27 protein-coding genes are annotated in these 22,817 nt (G+C 34.0%); all 27 read left to right on the forward strand.

Annotation, left to right across the window (positions count from 1 at the left end; all coding sequences use genetic code 11):
• Positions 1-194 precede the first annotated feature (194 nt).
• Positions 195-353, forward strand: coding sequence for a hypothetical protein (locus EQM13_RS18410; protein ID WP_170177317.1), 159 nt, complete (start codon positions 195-197; stop codon positions 351-353).
• 151 nt (positions 354-504) lie between these two features.
• Positions 505-1,143 carry a hypothetical protein gene (locus tag EQM13_RS16135; protein ID WP_128753215.1) on the forward strand — a complete coding sequence of 213 codons (639 nt, stop codon included), beginning with the start codon at positions 505-507 and terminating at the stop codon, positions 1,141-1,143.
• A gap of 79 nt (positions 1,144-1,222) precedes the next feature.
• Positions 1,223-1,555, forward strand: coding sequence for a DNA ligase (locus EQM13_RS16140; protein WP_128753216.1), 333 nt, complete (start codon positions 1,223-1,225; stop codon positions 1,553-1,555).
• Entirely contained in the window at positions 1,548-2,669 is a 1,122-nt protein-coding gene (locus EQM13_RS16145; RefSeq protein WP_128753217.1) for a DUF2800 domain-containing protein, read from the forward strand. Before EQM13_RS16140 ends, EQM13_RS16145 begins: the two co-directional genes overlap by 8 nt.
• A gap of 13 nt (positions 2,670-2,682) precedes the next feature.
• On the forward strand, positions 2,683-3,246 hold the full coding sequence (locus EQM13_RS16150) for a DUF2815 family protein (protein ID WP_128753218.1): 564 nt from the start codon (positions 2,683-2,685) through the stop codon (positions 3,244-3,246).
• A 62-nt stretch (positions 3,247-3,308) separates the two neighbouring features.
• On the forward strand, positions 3,309-5,249 hold the full coding sequence (locus EQM13_RS16155; RefSeq protein WP_128753219.1) for a DNA polymerase: 1,941 nt from the start codon (positions 3,309-3,311) through the stop codon (positions 5,247-5,249).
• Between the two features lie 81 nt (positions 5,250-5,330).
• Entirely contained in the window at positions 5,331-5,564 is a 234-nt protein-coding gene (locus tag EQM13_RS16160; protein ID WP_128753220.1) for a hypothetical protein, read from the forward strand.
• Positions 5,551-5,946: a DUF7768 domain-containing protein gene (locus EQM13_RS16165; RefSeq protein ID WP_128753221.1), complete on the forward strand. Its 396-nt coding sequence runs from the start codon at positions 5,551-5,553 to the stop codon at positions 5,944-5,946. The genes EQM13_RS16160 and EQM13_RS16165 overlap by 14 nt, the downstream gene beginning before the upstream one ends.
• Complete coding sequence (locus EQM13_RS16170) at positions 5,943-6,581, forward strand: antA/AntB antirepressor family protein (RefSeq protein WP_128753222.1); 639 nt, start codon at positions 5,943-5,945, stop codon at positions 6,579-6,581. The genes EQM13_RS16165 and EQM13_RS16170 overlap by 4 nt, the downstream gene beginning before the upstream one ends.
• Positions 6,578-8,824, forward strand: a complete 2,247-nt coding sequence (locus tag EQM13_RS16175) for a phage/plasmid primase, P4 family (RefSeq protein ID WP_128753223.1) — start codon at positions 6,578-6,580, stop codon at positions 8,822-8,824. Before EQM13_RS16170 ends, EQM13_RS16175 begins: the two co-directional genes overlap by 4 nt.
• A 236-nt stretch (positions 8,825-9,060) precedes the next feature.
• Entirely contained in the window at positions 9,061-9,351 is a 291-nt protein-coding gene (locus EQM13_RS16180) for a VRR-NUC domain-containing protein (protein WP_128753224.1), read from the forward strand.
• Positions 9,352-9,478: 127 nt separating this feature from the next.
• The gene (locus EQM13_RS16185) at positions 9,479-10,717 is read left to right on the forward strand and encodes an SNF2-related protein (protein WP_454665255.1); all 1,239 of its coding nucleotides are present in this window, start codon (positions 9,479-9,481) and stop codon (positions 10,715-10,717) included.
• Positions 10,710-10,928 carry a hypothetical protein gene (locus tag EQM13_RS16190; protein WP_128753225.1) on the forward strand — a complete coding sequence of 73 codons (219 nt, stop codon included), beginning with the start codon at positions 10,710-10,712 and terminating at the stop codon, positions 10,926-10,928. The genes EQM13_RS16185 and EQM13_RS16190 overlap by 8 nt, the downstream gene beginning before the upstream one ends.
• Entirely contained in the window at positions 10,928-11,344 is a 417-nt protein-coding gene (locus tag EQM13_RS16195; protein WP_128753226.1) for a DUF1492 domain-containing protein, read from the forward strand. Before EQM13_RS16190 ends, EQM13_RS16195 begins: the two co-directional genes overlap by 1 nt.
• Positions 11,345-11,546: 202 nt before the next feature.
• Complete coding sequence (locus tag EQM13_RS16200; RefSeq protein WP_454665261.1) at positions 11,547-11,813, forward strand: HNH endonuclease; 267 nt, start codon at positions 11,547-11,549, stop codon at positions 11,811-11,813.
• A 107-nt stretch (positions 11,814-11,920) separates the two neighbouring features.
• Entirely contained in the window at positions 11,921-12,472 is a 552-nt protein-coding gene (locus EQM13_RS16205; protein WP_128753228.1) for a P27 family phage terminase small subunit, read from the forward strand.
• Positions 12,473-12,485: 13 nt separating this feature from the next.
• Positions 12,486-13,658, forward strand: coding sequence for a methionine adenosyltransferase (metK, locus tag EQM13_RS16210; RefSeq protein WP_128753229.1), 1,173 nt, complete (start codon positions 12,486-12,488; stop codon positions 13,656-13,658).
• On the forward strand, positions 13,639-14,880 hold the full coding sequence (locus tag EQM13_RS16215) for a site-specific DNA-methyltransferase (RefSeq protein ID WP_128753230.1): 1,242 nt from the start codon (positions 13,639-13,641) through the stop codon (positions 14,878-14,880). Before metK ends, EQM13_RS16215 begins: the two co-directional genes overlap by 20 nt.
• Positions 14,870-16,033, forward strand: a complete 1,164-nt coding sequence (locus tag EQM13_RS16220; protein ID WP_128753231.1) for a DNA cytosine methyltransferase — start codon at positions 14,870-14,872, stop codon at positions 16,031-16,033. Before EQM13_RS16215 ends, EQM13_RS16220 begins: the two co-directional genes overlap by 11 nt.
• A gap of 136 nt (positions 16,034-16,169) precedes the next feature.
• Positions 16,170-16,829 carry a virulence-related protein gene (locus EQM13_RS16225; RefSeq protein ID WP_128753232.1) on the forward strand — a complete coding sequence of 220 codons (660 nt, stop codon included), beginning with the start codon at positions 16,170-16,172 and terminating at the stop codon, positions 16,827-16,829.
• Positions 16,822-17,004 carry a SymE family type I addiction module toxin gene (locus tag EQM13_RS16230; protein ID WP_128753233.1) on the forward strand — a complete coding sequence of 61 codons (183 nt, stop codon included), beginning with the start codon at positions 16,822-16,824 and terminating at the stop codon, positions 17,002-17,004. Before EQM13_RS16225 ends, EQM13_RS16230 begins: the two co-directional genes overlap by 8 nt.
• Complete coding sequence (locus EQM13_RS16235) at positions 16,997-17,185, forward strand: hypothetical protein (protein ID WP_128753234.1); 189 nt, start codon at positions 16,997-16,999, stop codon at positions 17,183-17,185. The genes EQM13_RS16230 and EQM13_RS16235 overlap by 8 nt, the downstream gene beginning before the upstream one ends.
• 97 nt (positions 17,186-17,282) lie before the next feature.
• Positions 17,283-18,176 (forward strand): amidoligase family protein, encoded by an 894-nt coding sequence (locus EQM13_RS16240; RefSeq protein WP_128753235.1) that lies wholly within the window; start codon positions 17,283-17,285, stop codon positions 18,174-18,176.
• Positions 18,177-18,286: 110 nt separating this feature from the next.
• The gene (locus EQM13_RS16245; protein WP_128753236.1) at positions 18,287-18,742 is read left to right on the forward strand and encodes a gamma-glutamylcyclotransferase family protein; all 456 of its coding nucleotides are present in this window, start codon (positions 18,287-18,289) and stop codon (positions 18,740-18,742) included.
• Between the two features lie 89 nt (positions 18,743-18,831).
• Entirely contained in the window at positions 18,832-19,038 is a 207-nt protein-coding gene (locus EQM13_RS16250) for a gamma-glutamylcyclotransferase (protein WP_128753237.1), read from the forward strand.
• 104 nt (positions 19,039-19,142) lie between these two features.
• Complete coding sequence (locus tag EQM13_RS16255) at positions 19,143-20,708, forward strand: terminase large subunit (RefSeq protein WP_206172734.1); 1,566 nt, start codon at positions 19,143-19,145, stop codon at positions 20,706-20,708.
• A 96-nt stretch (positions 20,709-20,804) separates the two neighbouring features.
• A complete protein-coding gene (locus tag EQM13_RS16260) occupies positions 20,805-22,727 on the forward strand; it encodes a hypothetical protein (protein WP_128753239.1) in 1,923 nt (640 codons plus the stop codon).
• Positions 22,728-22,817: the final 90 nt, after the last annotated feature.

The following is a 22,817-nucleotide window of genomic DNA, read 5'->3' on the forward strand; positions in this document are numbered from 1 at the left end:
AATTAAGTGATATTAAAAAGGATTCAAGGATTAATAAAGTCCGTTTAAATTATATCACAAATATTCACGCAATACTAGAAACAAAAATTCACGAATGTAAATATAAAAACAACATTTGATGAGATTTTCTTTAAAAAATAACAAATGCCTGATTTGCAATAAAGGCAAATCGTGGAAAAAAGGAGGAAACCACCATGGAAGAAGTCAGAAATATTAATAAAAAACGTGTGGGTGATATAAGTCCTGACAAAAAAGTTTTTCAAATCTGCATAAAAGGTTGTCTAACTACAATCACTGCAAATCCAGATGGGACTTTAAACATCACCCATCAACATAAAAAAGATGTAGCTTAAAATTTAGTCACAACTTGATAACTGGAATCCGCCAGAACGCTAAGACGGCCGTGCGGGACACATTTATATGTGTTCCCCCATGCCGTCTTTTTGTTTTGAGGATTTCTTTCCTCTGGTGGATTTCAAATTGAAAACCTAAGGAGGAAATAAAGTGAAAAACTATCAAAACATTTATTACAAAGAATACTATGCACAAAATGAAAAAGGCGAATATGTAAAGGTAGACAGAAAAGTTTGTTTTGCCCCTGCTGAACCGCCAACCAAAGAAAACCCTTATAAGCAACGCTGGTTCTATGATGAAGAAGCTGGGTATGCTGTAAGACTTATTAGAAATCAAACCAATGAAGACATTCATCGTTTTAATAGCACTTCTTTAAAAAGAGAAGAAAGATATGAATATAGAAAATTCTCTTGTATATGGGAAAAAACCAAAAACTGTGACCAAAACTGTGAGCAATGTAATAGAAAAAACAAAAGTAGAACTGTTGAGCTGGATAAAACTTGGACAGGTAATGATGATGAAATGGAAAGTTCCTTCACCCCTATTGATACATCTCAAAATGTTTTAAAAAGTATAGAAGATAAAGAATTAATGGCAGCTCTCCTTGTAGCCTATGATGGCTTATCTTCTGAGGATAAATTACTTTTTAATGCCCTTATTAATAAAGAGAAGAAAAAAGTAATAGCAGAAAATTTAAATATTACCGTTGATGGAGTTAGATACAGAGAACTTCAGCTTCGTAAAAAACTCCTTTCACATAAAGACTTAAAAGATGTTTTAGAAAAATAAAAAGTTTTACTACGTATTTTGCCCTTCAGTGTCCTTTAGATATTGAAGGGCAAAAAAATTATGAAAGGAGAAAATCTATATGAGTAAAATGAACGAACTATCTCAAACCGTAGATGAATTAAAAACTGCTGCTAATATGCTTTTATCTGTAGCTAACTCACTTCTAGACTTATTCTCTGGAACTGGTGAAGTTTCAAATGCAACTATCGAACCAAAAAAGCAACCTGCAGTTAATAAAGAAAAACTTACTTTAGAAATGGTTAGGGCTGTTCTAGCAGAAAAATCTCGTAACGGTTATACGGATGAAATCAAAGCTTTATTAGAAAAACATGGTGCAAGCAAATTAAGTGAAATCGATCCTAAAAAGTATAAAAAACTACTAGAAGAAGTGAAGGTATTAGGAAATGAGTAAACATGCCCTCCTCTCCCCTTCTTCAAGTCATCGCTGGTTAAACTGCCCTCCCTCTCTAAGACTCGGCCAGAAATACGATGATACAACAAGTAGTTATGCAGCTGAAGGAACTGAAGCTCATCTATTAGGAGAGTATAAATTAAAAACCCTTTTAGGTATGAGAGCTAAAGACCCTACTGCTAATCTTGAATACTACAATGAAGAAATGGAAGAATGTGCTGAAAGCTATGCTACCTATATTCTAGAACTTTTAGAGGATGCAAAAACAAGATGCTCTGACCCTTTAATCCTAATAGAGCAAAGATTAGATTATTCAAAGTATGCTGAAGGCGGCTATGGTACTGGGGACTGTATTATTGTTTCAGATGACACACTTCATGTAATTGATTATAAGCATGGTACAGGAATTCTAGTTGATGCCAATGACAACTCGCAGATGAAATTATATGGGCTTGGAGCATTAGAGCTTTTTGATGGTATTTATGATATTGAAACTGTATCTATGACCATCTATCAGCCCAGAAGAAACAATATAAGCACCTTCACCCTTTCAAAAAATGAACTTTATAAATGGGCTAATGAGGTTTTAATACCTACAGCTAAGCTTGCCCTTGATGGAGAAGGAGAATTTAAATGTGGTGATTGGTGTGTTTTCTGTAAAAGTAAGCATGAATGCAGACATAGAGCTGAATATAATCTTGAGCTTGCTAAGTATGAATTTAAGCTACCACCTATTTTAGAAGATGAAGATGTAGAAGAAATTCTAAGTAAAATCGATGAACTTGTATCCTGGGCATCTAATATTAAAGACTATGCTTTACAATCCGCACTTCGTGGCAAACAGTGGCACGGCTTTAAACTAGTCGAAGGAAGAAGTAACAGAAAATATATTAATGAAGAAGAAGTTATTAAATTAGTTAAAACAAATGGCTATGACCCTTATGACCATAAAATCAAAGGAATCACAGCTATGGAGAAAACATTAGGAAAAGCTAGGTTTTCAGAATTGTTATCAGACCTAGTAGAAAAACCAAAAGGTAAACCTACTCTCGTTCCTGAGAGTGATAAACGACCAGCTATTAATACAGCTGTAGATGATTTTAAAGAAAATTAAGGAGGACAAATTTATGAGTAAAAATACTAATCCAATGAAAGTTATAACAGGACCAGAAACAAGATGGTCATTTGCAAATGTATGGGAGGCAAAATCAATAAACGGTGGTACACCTAAGTTTTCAGTATCACTAATAATTCCAAAGTCAGATACTAGAACTCTTAACAAAATTAAGGCTGCTATTGAGGCTGCTTATAAAGAAGGCGAAGGTAAATTAAAAGGTAATGGTAAAACTGTACCCCCTCTATCTTCTATTAAGCAACCTTTAAGAGATGGCGATGTTGAAAGACCAGATGACGAAGCTTATGCTAATTCATATTTTGTAAATGCAAATTCAGCAACTGCTCCAGGTATTGTAGATAGTAATCTTGACCCTATTCTTGATCGCTCTGAAGTTTATAGTGGTGTATATGGCAGAGCTAGTATTAACTTCTATGCCTTTAATAGTAACGGAAATAAGGGAATTGCCTGTGGTCTTAACAATCTACAAAAGATTAAAGATGGAGAATCTCTTGGTGGCAAATCAAGAGCTGAGGATGACTTTGCAACTGATGTAGATGATGATTTCCTTTCATAAAACTTTGAGGGCAGCAGGATTGAATCTTGCTGCTTTATCTATATCTAAGAAAGGAGAGTTTAATGAAAACATTAGAAATTGATATAGAAACTTTTAGTAGCATCAATCTTTCAAAATCTGGAGTTTATAGATATGTTGAGGCTCTTGATTTTGAAATTTTACTATTTGCTTATTCCATTGATGGCGGGGATGTTAAAGTCATTGATTTAGCAATGGGTGAAAAGATACCAAAAGAAATTTTAGATGCATTAACTGACCCTAATATTATTAAATGGGCCTTCAATGCTAATTTTGAACGCATTTGTCTATCTAGGTATCTGGGATACCCTACTGGAAAATATCTTGACCCTTCATCATGGAGATGCTCTATGATTTTGTCTGCTTATATGGGACTTCCCCTTTCTCTTGAAGGTGTTGGTACAGTTTTAGGACTTGAAAAACAAAAGCTTAAAGAAGGAAAAGATTTAATAAGGTACTTTTGTACTCCTTGTAAGCCTACTAAAACTAATGGGAAAAGGACTAGAAATCATCCCTACCATGACCTTGAGAAATGGTCAGCTTTTAAAGAATATAACAAACGTGATGTGGAGACGGAACTAGAAATTCAAATGAAACTCTCGAAATTTCCTGTTCCTGAACATATATGGCATGAATATCATTTAGACCAAGAAATTAATGATAGAGGTGTACTTCTTGATTTAGATTTTATAAAGAATGCAATAGAAATTGGCGACCACTCTCGCACTAAATTAATTGATGAAATGAAAGCATTAACAAATCTTGAAAACCCAAATTCAGTACAACAATTAAAAGGTTGGCTTGCTGAAAATGGTCTTGAAACTGAAAGCCTTGGAAAAAAGATTGTTTCAGAATTATTAGAAACAGCTACTGGAGATTTATCAAAGGTATTAACTCTTAGGCAACAAATTTCAAAATCATCCGTTAAGAAATATCAAACTATGGAAAATGCTGTAGGCTCTGATAATCGTGCTAGAGGAATGTTTCAATTTTATGGTGCAAATAGGACAGGAAGATTTGCAGGTAGAATTTTGCAACCTCAGAACCTTCCTAGAAACAATATTCCTGATTTATATGAAGCTAGGGAATTAGTTCACACAAACAATATAACTGCATTAGATATGCTTTATGATTCTATACCAGAAGTTTTATCCCAGCTTATTCGTACATCCTTTATTCCAAAGGCTAATCACAAATTTATAGTCGCAGATTTTTCTTCTATTGAAAGAGTTGTTCTAGCTTGGCTTGCAGGTGAAAAGTGGGTTCTTGATGCCTATGAAAGAAAAGAAGATTTATATATTGCTACTGCAAGTCAAATGTTTGATGTACCTATTGAAAAAATAGACAAAAAGAGTCCCTTAAGAGATAAAGGGAAAGTAGCTGACTTGGCCTGCGGTTATGGTGGCTCCGTTGGTGCATTAATTTCCATGGGTGCTCTTGATATGGGACTTGAAGAATATGAGCTTAAACCCCTAGTTGACTCCTGGAGACTTGCCAATTCTAATATAGTTAATTTTTGGTGGGATGTTGATAGAGCAGTTCTTAAAACTGTCAGAGAAAGAACTACTACCACTACTCATGGCATTGAGTTTTCTTATAAAAGTGGAATGTTATTTATTACACTCCCATCTGGTAGGCAACTATCCTATGTTAAACCCAAAATTGGGGTCAGTAAGTTTGGCTCGGATTGTGTAACTTATGAGGGTCTTGGTGGAACTAAGAAATGGGAAAGGATACAGTCCTATGGACCAAAGTTTGTGGAAAATATTGTTCAAGCAATTAGTAGGGATATTCTAATTTTTTCTATGGAGAAATTAAGACATTTTTCTATAGTAATGCATATTCATGATGAGATTATTATTGAGGCTGAAAAACATATAACTGTAGATGAGATTTGTAAAATAATGTGTCAAACTCCTCCATGGTCAAAGGGCTTAAAACTCCGAGCTGAAGGCTTTGAAGGAGACTTTTACAAAAAAGATTAAAAAACTACTACGGAATTTGGCAGGTACTGTCCTTTAGTTAATAAGGGCATTACCTGCCTATTAAATTTTGGAGGTGTTTTTATGTTTTATGTAAAAGAAAAAGTCAGCCCTTCAGTTGATGTAACTGTAGATATTCATGATGACAATGTCTTTTGTACCTGTCCTAATTGTGGGTGCGAAGTAGAAATTGACTTAGTGGAGCTCTTTGGTAATGGCGAAGGTGATTTGTATGGCACATCTGTATATTGCAGTGAATGTAGCAAAACAAAATTAAAAGAGTTAAAGAAGCGAGGTATCCAATATGACAATAAGTAAATTTAATCAAGAAGGATACTATGACCCTACTCCTTATGAAGCTTTAAAGAAAAAATATCTTCCCCTTGTTTATATTGCCTCTCCCTTCTCAGGTGATATGGAAAGAAATATTAAAAAGGCTCAGGGCTATTGTAGGTTTGCTATAAGTAAAGGATATATTCCTATAGCTCCTCACCTTCATTACCCTCAATTTTTAGATGATAAGGATATGGATGAACGAGAACTTGGACTCCGCTTTGCTCTTATACTACTTGGCAAATGTGAAGAATTGTGGGCCTTTGATAGAGTTTCTAAGGGAATGGCTGAAGAAATTGCTAAAGCCAAAAGAAGAAATATGCCAATAAGATACTTTAATTCTAGATGTGAGGAGGTTTCAAAATGAATGAACTAATTGTAATTGATTATAAAAATAATATTCCTACAGTAAATGGTCGTGAACTTCATGAGGCATTAAAAGTTGAAACTAGATATAATGATTGGTTTTCAAGAATGTGCAAATACGGCTTTATAGAGGGAAAAGACTATTACTCAATTTTGAGTAATAGGTCTGACGGTCTTCCTGGTAAGCCTAGAATTGACCACTCCCTAACCATTTCTATGGCAAAAGAAATCTGTATGCTCCAAAGAAGTGAAATGGGGAAAAAGTTTAGGCAGTATTTTATCTCCATTGAAGAAGCATGGAACTCCCCTGAAAAAATTATGGAACGTGCTTTATTAATAGCTCAGCAAAAAGCAAGGGAAGCTGAAATAAAAATACTTGCTTTATCAGAAGAAAATGAAAGTCTTGAAATTGCTTTAAATACCTCCCTCAAGTTTTATACCGTAGCCAAGTACAATAATGTTTTCAACATGGGTTGGAATTTAAAAGAATGTCAAAGTATCGGTAAAAGATTATCTGCATACTGTAGGTGCCACTCTATTGAAATAAGAAAATGTGAAACAAATGATGAAAGATTTGGAACAGTAAATAGTTATCCATTAACTGCTTGGGAGGACTTTTTGGAGGTGCTTGAATGATTAAATTTACCCTATACTCATCAAATGTTACAGGTAATCTTTCAAACTGCATCTACCCTAAAGAAGTTTTAATAACGGATGAAGTATCTATGGCAGATGCAATTAAATATGACCATGTTTCAGCTAAATTTAAAAATAATTATAGAAGTTCAGCCAACTTTATTAAGGCTGATAATACTGTACTTGATTGTGATAATGACCATTCAGACGATCCAAATGACTGGATTACTGTTAAAGATGTGGCTACAACTTTTGAAGATATCCCTTTTGTGGCTGTCTATAGTAGAAACCATATGAAACAAAAAGGAAAAAAATCTCCAAGGCCAAGGTTTCATATTTATTTCATGATTAAAGAAATTACTGATTCAAATTCATATACAAATTTAAAACAAAAAATTGCTAGGGCCTTCCCCTACTTTGATAATAATGCTCTTGATAGTGCTAGATTTATATTTGGTACTAGCACTCCAAATATAGAAATTCATGACGGTAATAAAAGTATTGAAGAATATCTTGATGCTGCAAGTTTTGAAGATTGGGATGACTCTACTGAAGAAATACAGGAAGGTTCTAGAAATAGTACCCTGTCCCGTTATGCTGGAAAAATTATAGTACGTCTTGGAAATACAGATGAAGCCTATGCCCTCTTTTTAAAAGAAGCAGAAAAATGTAATCCACCCTTAGATGAAGATGAATTAGATCTTATATGGCATAGTGCTATTAATTTTGGCAAAAGAATTTCTTCACAAGAAGGATATATTCCTCCAGAAGATTATGGCAGTGAAATACTTCTTAAACCTAGTGATTTTTCAGATGTAGGTCAAGCTATTGTACTTTCTGAAGAATATAAAGAATTTCTTAGATACTCCCCTTCTACCGATTTCTTAGTATATAACGGTAGCTTTTGGGAGGAATCAAAACCAAAAGCACAGGCTATTGCACAAGAATTAACCACCAGACAGCTTAAAGAAGCAGAAATTGAAATTAATAATGCTTTAAATGAAATGTCTGATAGTGGTGCTTTAAATATTGTTATGGAAAAGGGAACTAAAAAGGCAGCAAAGGATTTTAATGAAGTTCAAGATGAATCTTTTAAAAGATATGAATCTGCTATGGCCTATAAAAAATATGTAATTACTAGAAGGGATTCTAAGAAAATATCATCAGCATTAAAGGAAGCACAGCCTATGCTTGAGATTTTACCTAAGGATCTTGATATTGATGGTTTTTTATTAAATACACCAAAGGCTACCTTCGACCTTAGAAAAGGTATTGATTCCAAAATGGATCCTAGCTATTCTCACTTTATTACAAAGCAAACAAGTGTAAACCCTAATGATAAAGGCATGGACAAATGGCTTGATGCCATTGATGTATTCTTTTGTAAGGATAAAAGTTTAATTGAATATGTTCAAAGAATTGTAGGACTTGCTGCCATAGGCAAAGTTTATGTAGAAGCCTTAATCATAGCCTACGGTGAAGGCCGTAATGGTAAATCAACTTTTTGGAATGCCATCGCCAGGGTTCTAGGAAGCTATAGTGGCAATATTTCAGCCGACATTTTAACTGTTGGTTGTAGAAGGAATGTTAAACCAGAACTGGCTGAAGCAAAGGGCAAAAGGCTCCTTATTGCTGCAGAGCTTGAGGAAGGCATGAGGCTTAATACTTCTAATATTAAACAGCTTTGTTCTACAGATGAAATCTATGCAGAAAAAAAATATAAAGATCCTTTCAGCTATATCCCTACCCACACCTTAGTTTTATATACAAACCACCTGCCAAAGGTTGGAGCTATTGATGAGGGAACTTGGCGAAGGCTTATAGTTATTCCCTTTGAAGCAAAAATTGAAGGAAGTAATGATATAAAGAATTACACTGACTATCTAGTTGAAAATGCAGGTGGTGCAATTCTTACTTGGATAATTGAGGGTGCAAAAAAGGTTATTGATGATGATTACAACATAAGTCCACCTAAAAAAGTTAAAGACGCCATTAATATTTACAAGGAAAATAATAACTGGCTTCATCATTTTTTAGAAGAATGTTGTGAAATTGATGAAACCTATATGGCTAAATCGGGAGAGGTCTATGATGAATACCGAGCCTTTTGCCTTAGAATCGGTGAATTTACAAGAAGTACAACTGACTTCTATACTACTCTGGATTCACAGAACTTTGAAAGAAAAAGAACCAGTAAAGGGGTCATGGTAAAAGGATTAAGATTAAAATCAGAATTCCTATAAATAGCTATTTCCCTCAAAAGTGTAGATCAATGTATCTCTCTATTACAACTTTTTCATATAGATAAAAATAAAATATAAAAATATATATATAAGTTATATAGGTAACCTTCATTGATCTACATACCTACAAAAATTACTGATGAATCTAACTCCCCCAAACACTGATGAATAAAGGGTTTGGAGATATAAATCAAATTTGAAATTCATCATTAAAATATTTAGCAAGGTGAATGTCTATGAAAGAAAAAGCAATCGAACAAAAGCTTGTAAAAGAAATTAAATTATTAAAGGGTCTATGTTTAAAGCTTTCTTGTCCTGGATTTGCTGGAATGCCTGATAGACTTATCCTTCTTCCTAAAAGAAAGATTGGGTTTGTAGAAGTTAAAAGACAAGGTGAAAAGCCTAGACCCCTTCAAGTGTCAAGACATAATCTTTTGAAGAAATTAGGTTTTAAAGTTTTTGTCCTTGATGATGAAAAGCAAATAAAAGAAATAATTGAAGAAATCCTAGGAGGTGATGCCAAATGAAGTTCATACCCCATGATTATCAGAGATATGCTACTGAATATATTGAAAGTAAGCCTATCTCAGCTATATTTTTGGATATGGGCTTAGGTTAGGAAAAACAGTTCTAACTCTTACAGCTTTAAATAATTTGTTATTTGATAGCTTTGATGCACATAAGGTTTTAGTTATAGCACCACTTCGGGTTGCCAGGGATACATGGCCTGCAGAAATTGAAAAATGGAATCACCTAAAAGATTTAAAATATTCTATTGCCATAGGAAGTGAAAAGAAAAGAATATCAGCTTTAATGGAAAAAGCAGATATTTATATTATAAATCGTGAAAATGTAAAGTGGCTTATAGAAGATAGCTCTCTCCCCTTTGACTTTGACACAGTAATTATTGATGAACTTTCATCCTTTAAAAATCACCAGGCCAAACGCTTCCGTTCCTTAATGAAAGTAAGACCAAAGATTAAAAGGATTGTAGGACTTACTGGAACCCCAGCATCTAATGGACTTATGGATTTATGGGCTGAATTTAGGCTTTTAGATATGGGAGAAAGACTTGGTAAATTCATTGGAAAATATAGAGAAGAATATTTTGTCCCTGATAAAAGAAATCAGCAAATTATCTTTTCATATAAGCCAAAGCTTGGTGCTGAAAAAGCTATATATAAAAAGATTTCAGATATAACCATCAGTATGAAAGGGTCTGATTATCTTAAACTTCCAGACTTAATTGTAAATAAGGTAGAAGTTAATCTTTCTGAAAAAGAAATTAAGACCCTAGATACAATGAAAAAAGATTTAGTGGCAACTATTGATGAAGATGAAATCACTGCTTCTAATGCTGCAGCTCTTTCTAACAAACTTCTTCAAATGGCAAATGGAGCTGTTTATGATGATAACCAAAACGTGATACACATTCACGATAGAAAGCTAGATGCTTTAGAAGATTTGATTGAAGCTGCCAATGGTAAACCTGTTTTAATAGCCTATTGGTTTAAACATGACTTAGCAAGAATTACTAAAAGGTTTAAAGTAGAAAGCCTTAATACATCCGATTCCATTAAAAGATGGAACAATGGACAAATACCAATAGCTCTTATCCACCCTGCTTCTGCTGGACATGGGCTTAATCTACAAACTGGTGGCTCCACTCTTATATGGTTTGGCCTTACCTGGAGTCTAGAGTTATATCAGCAAACCAATGCAAGACTCTGGAGGCAAGGGCAAACAGACACCGTTGTTATCCACCACCTATTATCAAAAGATACTATTGATGAACAGGTAATGAAAGCACTTCAAGGTAAAGATGATATCCAATCCGCTTTAATAAATGCTGTTAAAGTAAATCTACAGACTGGAGGAAATAAAAATGGATGATAAATATGAAGATTTAGCAAATGCCATTGTTATTACAGCAGTTAAAGATTATAGGGATGTATTAAAAAAACTAAAAAAGCATCCAAATAGTAACTATTTGCAGCATACAAAGAATGAAATTGAACGGTTTTTTCACTCTAAATGGTACTCCGTGCTTACTGATATAGGCCCAGAATTCCTTATAAAAAAGCTTAATGAGGAGGTCATATAATGACAGCAAAAGAATATTTAAGTAAGGCCTATAGGCTAGACCAAAGGATAAACAGTAAACTTGAACAAGTGGCTTCACTTAATGAATTGGCTATGAAAGCCACTTCTACCCTATCAGATATGCCAAAGAATCCAAGTGGGACAACTTCTAAAATGGAAGATGTAATCTGTAAGATTATAGATTTACAGAATGAGATTAATAAAGACATTGATGAATTAGTAGATTTAAAGAAAAATATAGTAAATATAGTTAAGGTTGTTCCTAATTCAGAGCATCAAATGGTTTTAGAACTTCGTTACCTCTGCTTTAAAACATGGGAGGAAATTGCTGTTGAGATGGGTTATAGTGTTAGAAATATTTATAATTTACATGGTGCAGCTTTAAAAGAAATTCCCCCAATAAAAACTTTGCAGTGAATTTCACTATTTTGCATTAGCCTTTTATGATATTATTATAATTAGGAAAATATATTTAAAACCTTCACGGGAAAATCTGTGGAGGTTTTTTTATTTAAAAAATCGAGGTGATTCAATGCCAAGGAAACCTAAGAGACCTTGTTCCTATCCTGGGTGTCCTATCCTAACCGATGATAGGTACTGTGAAGAACATAATAGTTTGATGAACAGGAACTACAACAAGTACCAGCGGGACCCAGAGTCAAACAAAAGGTATGGTAGGTCTTGGAAGCGGATTAGGGACAGATATATTAAACTTCACCCCCTCTGCGAAGAATGTGAGAAACATGGCCGACTAACTAAGGCTGAAGAAGTCCATCATATCCTCCCCCTATCCAAAGGTGGAAGCAATGACTTCTCTAACCTAATGAGTCTATGCAAGAGCTGCCACTCAAGCATAACAGCCAAGAGCGGTGACAGGTGGGGGTAGTAAATCTCTAGAACTAAGCATCCTGGACAGCGGCGGGGAGTTCCGTGTAAAAAAATGCAGTTTCAAAGGGGGGAATAGGGCAGCAAAAAAGTGAGGTGTTTTAATATATGGCAAAAGACGGTACTAATAGAGGTGGTGCTCGTATTGGAGCAGGGGCTAAAAAGAAACCACTAGCAGATAAAATCGCTGAAGGAAATCCTGGTGGCAGAGCCCTTACAGTTATGGAATTTAAAAATACAGCAGACCTAGAAGGTGAAGAAATGCCAGAGCCAAATAAGATGCTAGAGGCTATTCAAAAGGATGGTAAAACCTTAGTTGCTGGTGAAGTTTTTAGAGACACTTGGAAATGGCTACATGAAAGAGGTTGTTCCTCCCTCGTATCCCCTCAGCTTTTAGAAAGGTATGCCATGAGTGTAGCTAGATGGATTCAATGCGAGGAAGCTATAACTGAATTTGGATTTCTAGCAAAGCATCCTACAACTGGAAATGCTATTCAAAGTCCATATGTTGCTATGGGACAAAACTATATGGCCCAAACTAATAGGTTATGGCTTGAGATATTCCAGATTGTAAAGGAAAATTCTCTAGCCGAATATTCTGGCGCAAATCCTCAAGATAATGTTATGGAAAGACTTCTTACTGCTAGAAATAATAAATAATTGGAGGTATAAAATGAAAAAACAGTTAACAGCTGAAAGTGTATGTATTGGTCATCCTGATAAGCTATGCGATTTAATTGCTGATAATATTTTAGATGCGGCTTTTAGAAAAGATAAATCTTCTAGGGTAGCTTGTGAGGTAATGGCAACCAAAGGAAAAATTATCGTGGCGGGCGAAATCACCTGTAGCGAAAAACTAGATATTAAATACATTGTTAGACGAACTTTAAAAGATGTAGGATATAACCCTCGTAAGTTTTCAATTTATGTATTTTTAAATAATCAAAGTGCTGATATTGCTGCTGGAGTAGATAATGCCATTGAAATAAGAAATGGCGAAAAGGATCCATATAGCTTAATTGGTGCTGGGGATCAAGGGACTATGTATGGTTATGCGACAAATGAAACTAAAGAGATGCTTCCCCTCCCTCTTGTCTTATCTCATAGAATTGTAAAAAGACTTGATAAGGCAAGAAAGGATAAATTAATAAAGGGAATCTTTCCAGATGGTAAAGCTCAGGTTACTGTAGAATACGATAGGGATAAACCAGTAAGAGTAAAAACTATAGTTATATCTATCCATCACCATAAAGATAAATCTTATGAGGAATTAAAAAAAGAAATTTTAAATCTTGTCCTCTACCCTGCTTTTGAAGATTTTCCTTTTGATGATGATACTGAAATATTAATAAACCCTTCTGGCAGATTTGTTATTGGTGGACCTACTGCTGATACAGGTTTAACAGGAAGAAAGCTAATGGTTGATACCTACGGTGGCCTTGCCTCCCACGGTGGCGGTGCTCTTTGTGGGAAAGATCCAACCAAAGTTGATAGAAGTGGTGCTTATATGGCTAGATATATAGCGAAACATATAATATGGAGCGATTTTGCAGATAAATGTGAAGTCGCTCTTTCTTATGCCATTGGGAAAGCAAATCCAGTTGCTTTTTCAATTAATACCTTTGGAACTAGTAAAGTTCCCGATGAAATATTAACCCTTGCTGCAGAGGAAGTATTTAATTTAAAACCTGCAGCAATTATTGAAAACCTAAGGCTTAGGGATATACATTATTCTGATACTTCCACTTATGGACATTTCAATAGCCCCTTATTCCCTTGGGAAAATGTTGATAAATACAATGAATTAAAAAAGGCGGTGGAAAAATATGCAGATAGAAAAAATTAGTGTTGATAAGCTTAATCCTGCTCCATATAATCCAAGGAAAGATTTAAAGCCTGGAGACCCCGAATATGAAAAATTAAAAAACTCTATTCTTACCTTTGGATATGTTGAACCAGTTCTGTGGAATAAAAGAACTGGAAATATCATAGGTGGTCATCAACGATTTAAAATATTAGTGGAGCTTGGCAAAACTGAAATAGATTGTGTTGTAGTAGATATAGATGCAGAAAATGAAAAGGCATTAAATATTGCTCTTAATAAAGTAAGCGGTGATTGGGATAAGGATAAATTAATGCTTTTAATTACAGATTTACAAGGAGTAGATTTTGATGTCTCACTTACAGGCTTTGACCCTGCTGAACTAGATGACCTTTTTAAAGATTCGCTAAAGGATAATATTAAAGAAGATAATTTTGATATAGAAGAAGAACTTAAAAAAACTGCCATTTCAAAGCTTGGTGATTTATGGCTTCTTGGCAATCACAGGCTTATCTGTGGTGATAGTACCAACCCTAAAACCTACGAAGATTTAATGGATGGCAAACTAGCAAACCTAACAGTTACAGACCCACCCTATAATGTTAATTATGAAGGAAGTGCTGGAAAAATTAAAAATGACAATATGGAGAATGATGCCTTTTACAACTTTCTGCTTGCTTCCTTTCAAGGTATGGAAAGTGTGATGGCAAAAGATGCTTCTATTTATGTATTCCATGCAGATACCGAAGGCTTAAATTTTAGAAAGGCATTCTCTGAGGCTGGTTTTTATCTTTCTGGAACTTGTATATGGAAAAAGCAATCCTTAGTTTTGGGTCGCTCTCCTTACCAATGGCAACACGAACCAGTTCTCTTTGGATGGAAAAAGAAAGGTAAGCATAATTGGTACTCTGATAGAAAACAAACCACCATTTGGGAATTTGAAAAGCCCAAAAGAAACAAAGACCATCCAACTATGAAGCCAGTGGCACTTATAGCCTACCCTATTTTAAATTCAAGTTTGACTAATTGTATTGTTCTCGACCCCTTCGGAGGTTCTGGAAGTACACTTATTGCCTGCGAGCAAACAGATAGGATTTGCCATATAATTGAACTTGATGAAAAATATACAGATGTAATTGTTAAAAGATATATTGAGCAAGTCGGCTCCCATGAAGAAGTTTATTTAATTAGAAATGGAGAGAAGATTAAATATAAAGATATAGAAGGTGTTCTAAATGAAGCATAAGGAATTAACCTTCATAGACTTCTTTGCAGGAGTTGGCGGTTTTAGGCTAGGATTTGAACAAGCTGGATTTAAATGTATAGGCTTTTGTGAAAAAGACAAATTTGCAGTTAATTCATATAGAGCCATGTTTGATACAGAAGGAGAGTGGTTTAGGGATGACATTACAAAAATCAAATCAGAAGAAATCCCATATGCAGATATTTGGTGTGGAGGAACTCCTTGCCAGGATGTTTCAATTGCAGGACAAAGAAAAGGATTATCAGGAGACCGAAGTGGTCTCTTTTTTAAATTCATTGAACTCCTCAAAAGTAAAGATGAAAAAGATAAACCCACATTCATTGTCCTTGAAAATGTTAAAGGACTTCTATCAAGTCACAGAGGATTCGATTTTACAGAATATCTCCATCAAGTTTCCCAAGCTGGGTATGATGCAATCTGGCAAGTGCTTAACTCTAAAGACTTTGGAGTCCCCCAAAACCGAGAAAGAGTATTCATTATTGGATATCTTAGAAACAGAGGTAGACGAAAAATATTACCTATCGAAGGAGAAAACCAATCAGCTATTAAGCAAATTATAGGTGGATGCCAAGGTGATAGACTATTAGACCCCAAAGGAATATCCTGCACCCTTACTGGAAATGGTGGTGGCTGGGGTGGAAAAACTGGACTTTACTTTATAGATCAATCCAATACTAAGACAAAAATTACAGAAAACTCAAGATGTATAACTTCAAGATATACTGCAGGAATAGTAAATAGAACTGCATCTAATAGTGCTGTTTTAGAAAGTCCTGTAATTAAAGTTAGAAACGGAACTAAAAAAGGATATGCCAAGGCTTGCCTTGGAGATGGTATAAGTTTAGCTTACCCTAATAGCAAAACAAGAAGAGGAAGGGTTGGAAAAGGTGTAGCACAAACTCTTGACACATCTTGTATGCAAGGAACTTTAACTAAAGACTGCAGAATTAGAAGGCTTACACCAAAGGAATGCTTTAGACTTCAAGGGTTTCCAGATGAATTATTTGAAAAGGCTAAAGAATTAAACTCTGATGCCCAACTATATAAACAAGCTGGAAATGCAGTTACTGTAAATGTGGCCTATGAGATTGCCAATTCTATTAAAAACTCAAAATCTAAAGAAACTCCTAAATAATCAAGGCCACAGTTTGCCCTGTGTGCCCTTTAAAGAAAGCTTTCGAACATTACCTCGGCCAATATTTAAATATAACTTGCTATTTACATCCCTTTGAGTGATATATGGTACAACTACATTATTTGGAGGGATTAGAGTGGATAGAAAAGAATTAGTTAAAATCCTAGGTGAACACTTAGGAGTAAAACCAAAATATCTAGGAGTACCAAACTTTAACTACCAAGTCGGGGAATTTATAATAGACAGAGAAGGGAGAATTCTAACAAAGGCAGGTGATGAATTGAAACTTGAAGAAATATTGAATTCAGCTGAAAAAGAAACTACAACTGTTGAAATAACCATCCCTTTAGAAGGTCATAGTGAGAATACATTAAAGACTTTAATTAATATGATTTATAGCAAACAAACTCTTATTAAACAATCATTTCAACTCAATAAAAACCTAGTGGAAAAAGAAACAGTCGAAAAATTAAATGCAGCTGAAACCATGGAGGAATTTAAAGATATTCTTGTAAGTCAAAATATTAAAATAGATGATGAAAATATTATTTTTACAATAAACACAGATTTAGTTAGAGCTGCCACCCTATTCTTTGGACTATTAAATGAGAAATCAAAGGAATTAAAATATGCATCATCAAAGCCAACTGAAACAGATAATGAAAAATATGCTTTTAGAACCTGGCTTATGAGACTTGGAATGATTGGTGATGAATATAAGGAAACCAGAAAAGAATTACTACAAAATCTCAATGGAAACTCTGCCTTTAGAAATGTAGGTGAAAGCCATGAATAGAAGAAAACTAAAAGTATATGAAGCACCTACTGGAACAACTAAAAGAATTCCTTATATAAGACTTCAAGGTAAATGGCTTCTAGAACTTGGCTTTGAAACTGGGGATAATATAATAGTTAAAGAAGAAGAAGGTAAATTAATAATAGAGCATGGAGATGTGCTAGAAAATGAATAAACCTAAATGTAAATTAATCGGTGAAGATGGAAATGTTTTTAATCTTATGGGCATCGCTTATAAAACTTTAAAAAGAGCAAATTTAAAAGAAGAAGCCGATGAAATGATAAAAAGAATAATGGAATCTGGATCTTATATGAAGGCCCTAGCCATTATTTCTGAGTATGTTGAAATAGTATAAAACACTGTGTTTCTTTTGAAAATAGTACTTGCTATTTATCCCTTTCTGAGTGATATATGTATGTAACAAAAAAACACACAGGAAGGGGATAGGAACAATGCTTACAAGGAACTTTGGAATTGAAATTGAACTTACAGGAATAACAAGGGAAAAGGCTGCAAGAGTTATAGCTGAACATTTAGAAGGAATCATTAGAAAGGATAGCGGAAACTACAAGGTTACTACACCAGACGGAAGAACCTGGCAGGTAGTTTATGACGGAAGCCTAAGATGCCAAAGAAAAGCAAATGGCCAAAAGGTTGCAGCAGAAAGAGAATACAGTGTAGAAATAGTTAGCCCAATCTTAACCTACAAAAAAGACATAGAGAGTTTACAAGAGTTAGTGAGAAAAATAAGAAAGGCTGGAGGATTTGCAAACAGCTCTGCGGGAATACACATTCACCTAAATGGAGCCGACCATACACCAAGAAGCCTTAGAAACTTTGTAAACATTATCTACTCAAGGAACGACCTGCTTTACTCAAGCCTACAGATAGAGCCAAGCAGAATGAGATATTGTAAAGCCCTAGACGAGAAATTAGTGGAAAGAATGAACAAGAAAAAACCTACAACTTTTAAAGAAATTGAGGACATTTGGTACGAAGGCTACTACTCAAGTAGGGGTAGACATTACCATGACAGTCGCTACCACTTCCTAAACTTACACAGTTTTTTCAACGGGGTAGGAACAGTAGAGCTTAGGGGTTTCAACGGAACCCTTCACGCAGGAAAAATTAGAACCTACATCCTTTTGGCCCTAGCCATGAACAACCAAGCCTTAACTCAAAAGAGTGCCAGTAGCAAAAATCCACAGATAGAAAACCCAAAGTTCGCCATGAGAACCTGGCTTAACAGAATAGGATTTATTGGGGAAGACTTCAAAAACCCAAGGGAACATTTAGTAAAGCACCTAGAAGGAAGTGCAGCTTGGAGGTTTCAAGAACTAGCTTAAAACCACGAGGGGGAAACCCCTCTTAAGCTGGTAGAAGGGTATAAAATGTACCAACCTAAAACAAAAAGCCTACACAGGCGAAACTGTGGCGAGTGAAAGGATGATAAAGAATGGATAAAAGGTTATATGTAGCCTATGGTTCAAATCTCAATGTAGAGCAGATGAAATACAGGTGTCCTACTGCTAAGGTTTATGGAATGGGAATATTAAAAGATTACAAACTTTTATTTAAAGGTACACCACATAATGCTTACCTAACCATAGAATCTGCAGAAGGCTCTAGAGTACCCGTTGTTGTTTGGGATATAAATCCTAGTGATGAACTATCACTGGATAGATATGAAGGTTACCCTAACTTTTATTACAAGAAAGATATACCAGTAGAACTTAAAACAGGCGAAGTGGTAACAGCCATGGTTTATATTATGACAGATAAAATTAAAGATAGAATAAACTTAAACCTTCCAAGTGAATATTATTTAAATGCAGTAAGTAAAGGTTATGAGTATTTTGGATTTAATTTTAAATATATTGAAGAAGCACTTAAGATAAGCAAAAATAATTAAAATCTAGGCCCACAGCTTGCCCTGTAAGGCTTTTATATAGAGCTATTGGTACAATTACCCTACCAAGATAAAGGAAGGAAGCGGTTTTGATGGATAAATTTTTTAGTCAGAAATATTGTGATAGGTGTGGAAAAGATTTAAAAGGCGGAAGAATAATGTCTATGTTTAATGAGGATTGCATCTGTATGGAATGTAAAGAGAAAGAAACAAAGGATAAAAGTTATAAAAAAGCCAGAGATAAAGAAATTGAAGAAATTAGAAAAGGAAATTACAACTTTAAAGGAATAGGGAAATAAAAAAGTTAAACAGAATTTTATAAGAGGCCTTCGGGCTTCTTTTTACTTATAGAAAGGAGGCGGCACTAATTAGAAAACTGAAAGATTATAAACCTACTAAATTTATGGCCAAGGATTCAGTCTATGATGAAGATGCCGCTGATTATGCTGTTTCATTTATTCAAGCACTTACTCATACTAAAGGTAGATGGGCAGGAAAGCCCTTTGAATTAATAGACTGGCAAGAACAAATTATAAGGGATATTTTTGGAACTATAAAACCTAATGGATATCGCCAATTTAATACAGCCTATGTTGAAATTCCAAAGAAAATGGGAAAATCTGAATTAGCTGCAGCTATTGCTCTCCTTCTTACCTGTGGAGATGGCGAGCAACGGGCTGAGGTTTATGGCTGTGCTGCTGATAGAAATCAAGCTTCTATTGTTTTCAATGTTGCAGCTGATATGGTAAGAATGTGTCCTCCTCTAGCCAAAAGAGTCAAGATTTTAGATTCTATGAAAAGATTAATCTATCAGCCTACAGGAAGTGTATATCAAGTCCTCTCTGCTGATGTTAAAAATAAACACGGATTTAATACACATGGTGTTGTATTTGATGAACTTCACACTCAACCAAATAGAAAACTTTACGATGTTATGACCAAAGGAAGTGGTGATGCTAGAACCCAACCTCTTTATTTTTTAATAACTACTGCTGGGGATAATCAAAATAGTATCTGCTGGGAAGTCCATCAAAAAGCTGTAGATTTACTTGAAGGTAGAAAAACTGACCCGACCTTCTACCCTGTTATTTATGGTGCTAATATGGATGATGATTGGACAGACCCTAATGTTTGGAAAAAAGCTAATCCTTCCCTTGGAATAACTGTTACTATGGATAAGGTTAAAGCTGCCTTCGAGTCTGCAAGGCAAAACCCTGCAGAAGAAAACAGCTTCAGACAGTTACGATTAAACCAATGGGTAAAACAGGCAATTAGATGGATGCCTATGGATAAGTGGGATGCCTGTGCTTTTAAAGTAGACCCAGAAGATTTAAAAGGTAGGGTTTGCTATGGTGGACTTGACCTTTCTTCTTCTACTGATATTACAGCCTTTGTTTTGGTCTTTCCACCTATTGATGAAGATGATAAATATAGCATCCTCCCCTACTTTTGGATACCAGAAGAAAATATTGACCTTAGAGTAAGACGAGATCATGTAAATTATGATTTATGGGAAAGGCAAGGTTTTATAAAAACTACTGAGGGTAATGTTGTTCATTATGGATTTATAGAGAATTTTATTGAAGAATTAGGTATGGAATATAATATAAGAGAAATCGCCTTTGACCGCTGGGGAGCTATTCAAATGACACAGAACCTTGAGGGTATGGGTTTTACAGTAGTACCATTCGGTCAAGGTTTTAAAGATATGAGCCCTCCTACTAAAGAATTAATGAAACTTACTTTAGAAGAAAAACTAGCTCATAGTGGCCATCCTGTCCTTCGCTGGATGATGGATAATATCTTTGTTAGAACTGATCCTGCTGGAAATATAAAGCCTGATAAAGAAAAGTCTAGTGAGAAAATTGATGGTGCTGTTGCTACTATAATGGCTCTTGATAGGGCTTTAAGAAATGATGGCAATACTGGCAGCAGTGTTTATGATGATAGAGGGATACTCATTCTATAATAATATAATATAGTTATGATATACTTTAATTAAATAAATGTCGATATTTAATTAAAGGGGGAGAGAACAATTGACTGGGAAAAAATATATGATTATTTGAAAAATGAAAAATACTACGGTACTGGTATTACAGGCCCTAAATACTTAAAACTATTGAAAGAGGTTAATGAGGATAACAGGATTTTATTTATTGATTTTCACAAATATAATGTTTCTAACCTTCCTAAATACGATGATATATATAGTTTATATTATATTAATGCAAAAAATGATATAAAGGATGCAGAAACCAGTTTAACACCACTTAAAAGACATAATTTTAGCACCGATGAAGATTTTGAAAAATATATTGATAAATGTGTGCAAGGTAATTTAAAGTCTACTTTACAACAATATAAAATAAGCCGAAATTATCTATTTCAATTTTTATTAGATAACGAAATTAATAGTACTAAATTAACTGAATTGAATCAGAAACAGATTGATAATTATATATGTAGATTAGTTAATACTACAAGTGATAGAGTAATAGAAAGATATTTAAATAGTATAAATAACTTATTAGTATTTCATCAAGATAGCATGATGAATGAAATTTCTTTAGACATAAATAAAATAATGAAAGATGTACCTATGTGGGAAGGTTTCCCCTGGACTATCGATGAAGCCACAAAAGAACATATTCAGTTTTATAATTATTGGCTTAGTAATTATGGAAAAAATGTTTTTATTGAAGTAAACGGAGTTTTGAGTTATTTATTTTTTTATATATATACTATTATTGCCGATTTCATTAAAACCAAGGACATAACTAAATTAAATAATGAATTTGAAAAAATGTATAAAAATTACGGCCATTATGAATCTATAAGAGCATACTTATCTTCCTGGTGGATGGATGCCTACTTGTGGGTAGGAGATGATAGAAAGTACTTAGAATACAAGATCAAAAACTTTTTAAGAACAGATAATACTCTAAATAGTTCGATTAGTCTTGATAAAATTATCGATGAAGTAAATACATCAAATGATATAGACTTAATAAATGAGTCATTCTTTCTAGTTATGAAAAATACAAAATCTCTCACAAATTATGGATTAAATAATTTAGAGGGGATGATAGAATCTGCTAAAATGTATCTAACGGACTTTAAGGTAGAAAAAGGAATGTATATACGAGATTATTTTTATAATAAATTTGATATTTGGAACCTATCTGAAAAAGATTATAAGGAGTTAGAAGAATATATAGCCGGTGATAACTTTAAAGTATATCAAGATAAAAATTATAAAACAAAATCAGAATGGTTCCATATACTAAAAGCGAACCATGAAAAAATTTCAAAATATAAAAGATCAGAGATTAAAGATTTAAATAAAATAATAAAGAATCCAGAGAAATACTCATATGAAAAAAGAAATTATTTTGATGATGATAAGAGTTATCGTGATTATCTTGAAGAACAAGTAGAATATGCAAAAGAAAAATTATTTTATATGAAATACAGGAAGTCATATTTATTTGGTGGAGTACCAAAGGATTTTTTAAGTGATGATTGTTACATTATCAAAAAAGAAATTCCTCAAATTTTAGAAGAAGCTTTTATTGAAAAAGAGAGTAGAATTGCAAAAGAATGTGAAAACTTGTTAAGAGAAGAAAGAGGTATCCCAAAAATTGGGGAAGGTTGGATAAGTGAAACTATTTTATATAAACAAGTTATAGAAGCCTTCCCTGATGAAAAGGTAATCCATCATGGAAGACCACCTTGGTTAGGTAAACAGCATTTGGATATATATTTTCCAGAGAAAAATATTGGTATCGAATATCAAGGACAACAACATAACGAACCTATTGAATATTTTGGTGGAATAGAAGCTTTTAAGAAACAACAAAAAAGAGATAACAAGAAAAAAATGTTATGTGATAAGAATAATTGTAGCTTAATATACGTTTATCCTGATTATAATTTTGAAGATATCAAAAATGAGATTGAAACTCTTCTATTATCTAATAATTAAAGTTGACATAACCCTCGTGCAATGTGAACTGAAGGAACACTGGAAATTATAAAACGTTAAATGTTAATGCTTTTATATACACAAAATAGA

The sequence above is a fragment of the Acidilutibacter cellobiosedens genome, from assembly GCF_004103715.1.
GTDB lineage: Bacteria > Bacillota > Clostridia > Tissierellales > Acidilutibacteraceae > Acidilutibacter > Acidilutibacter cellobiosedens.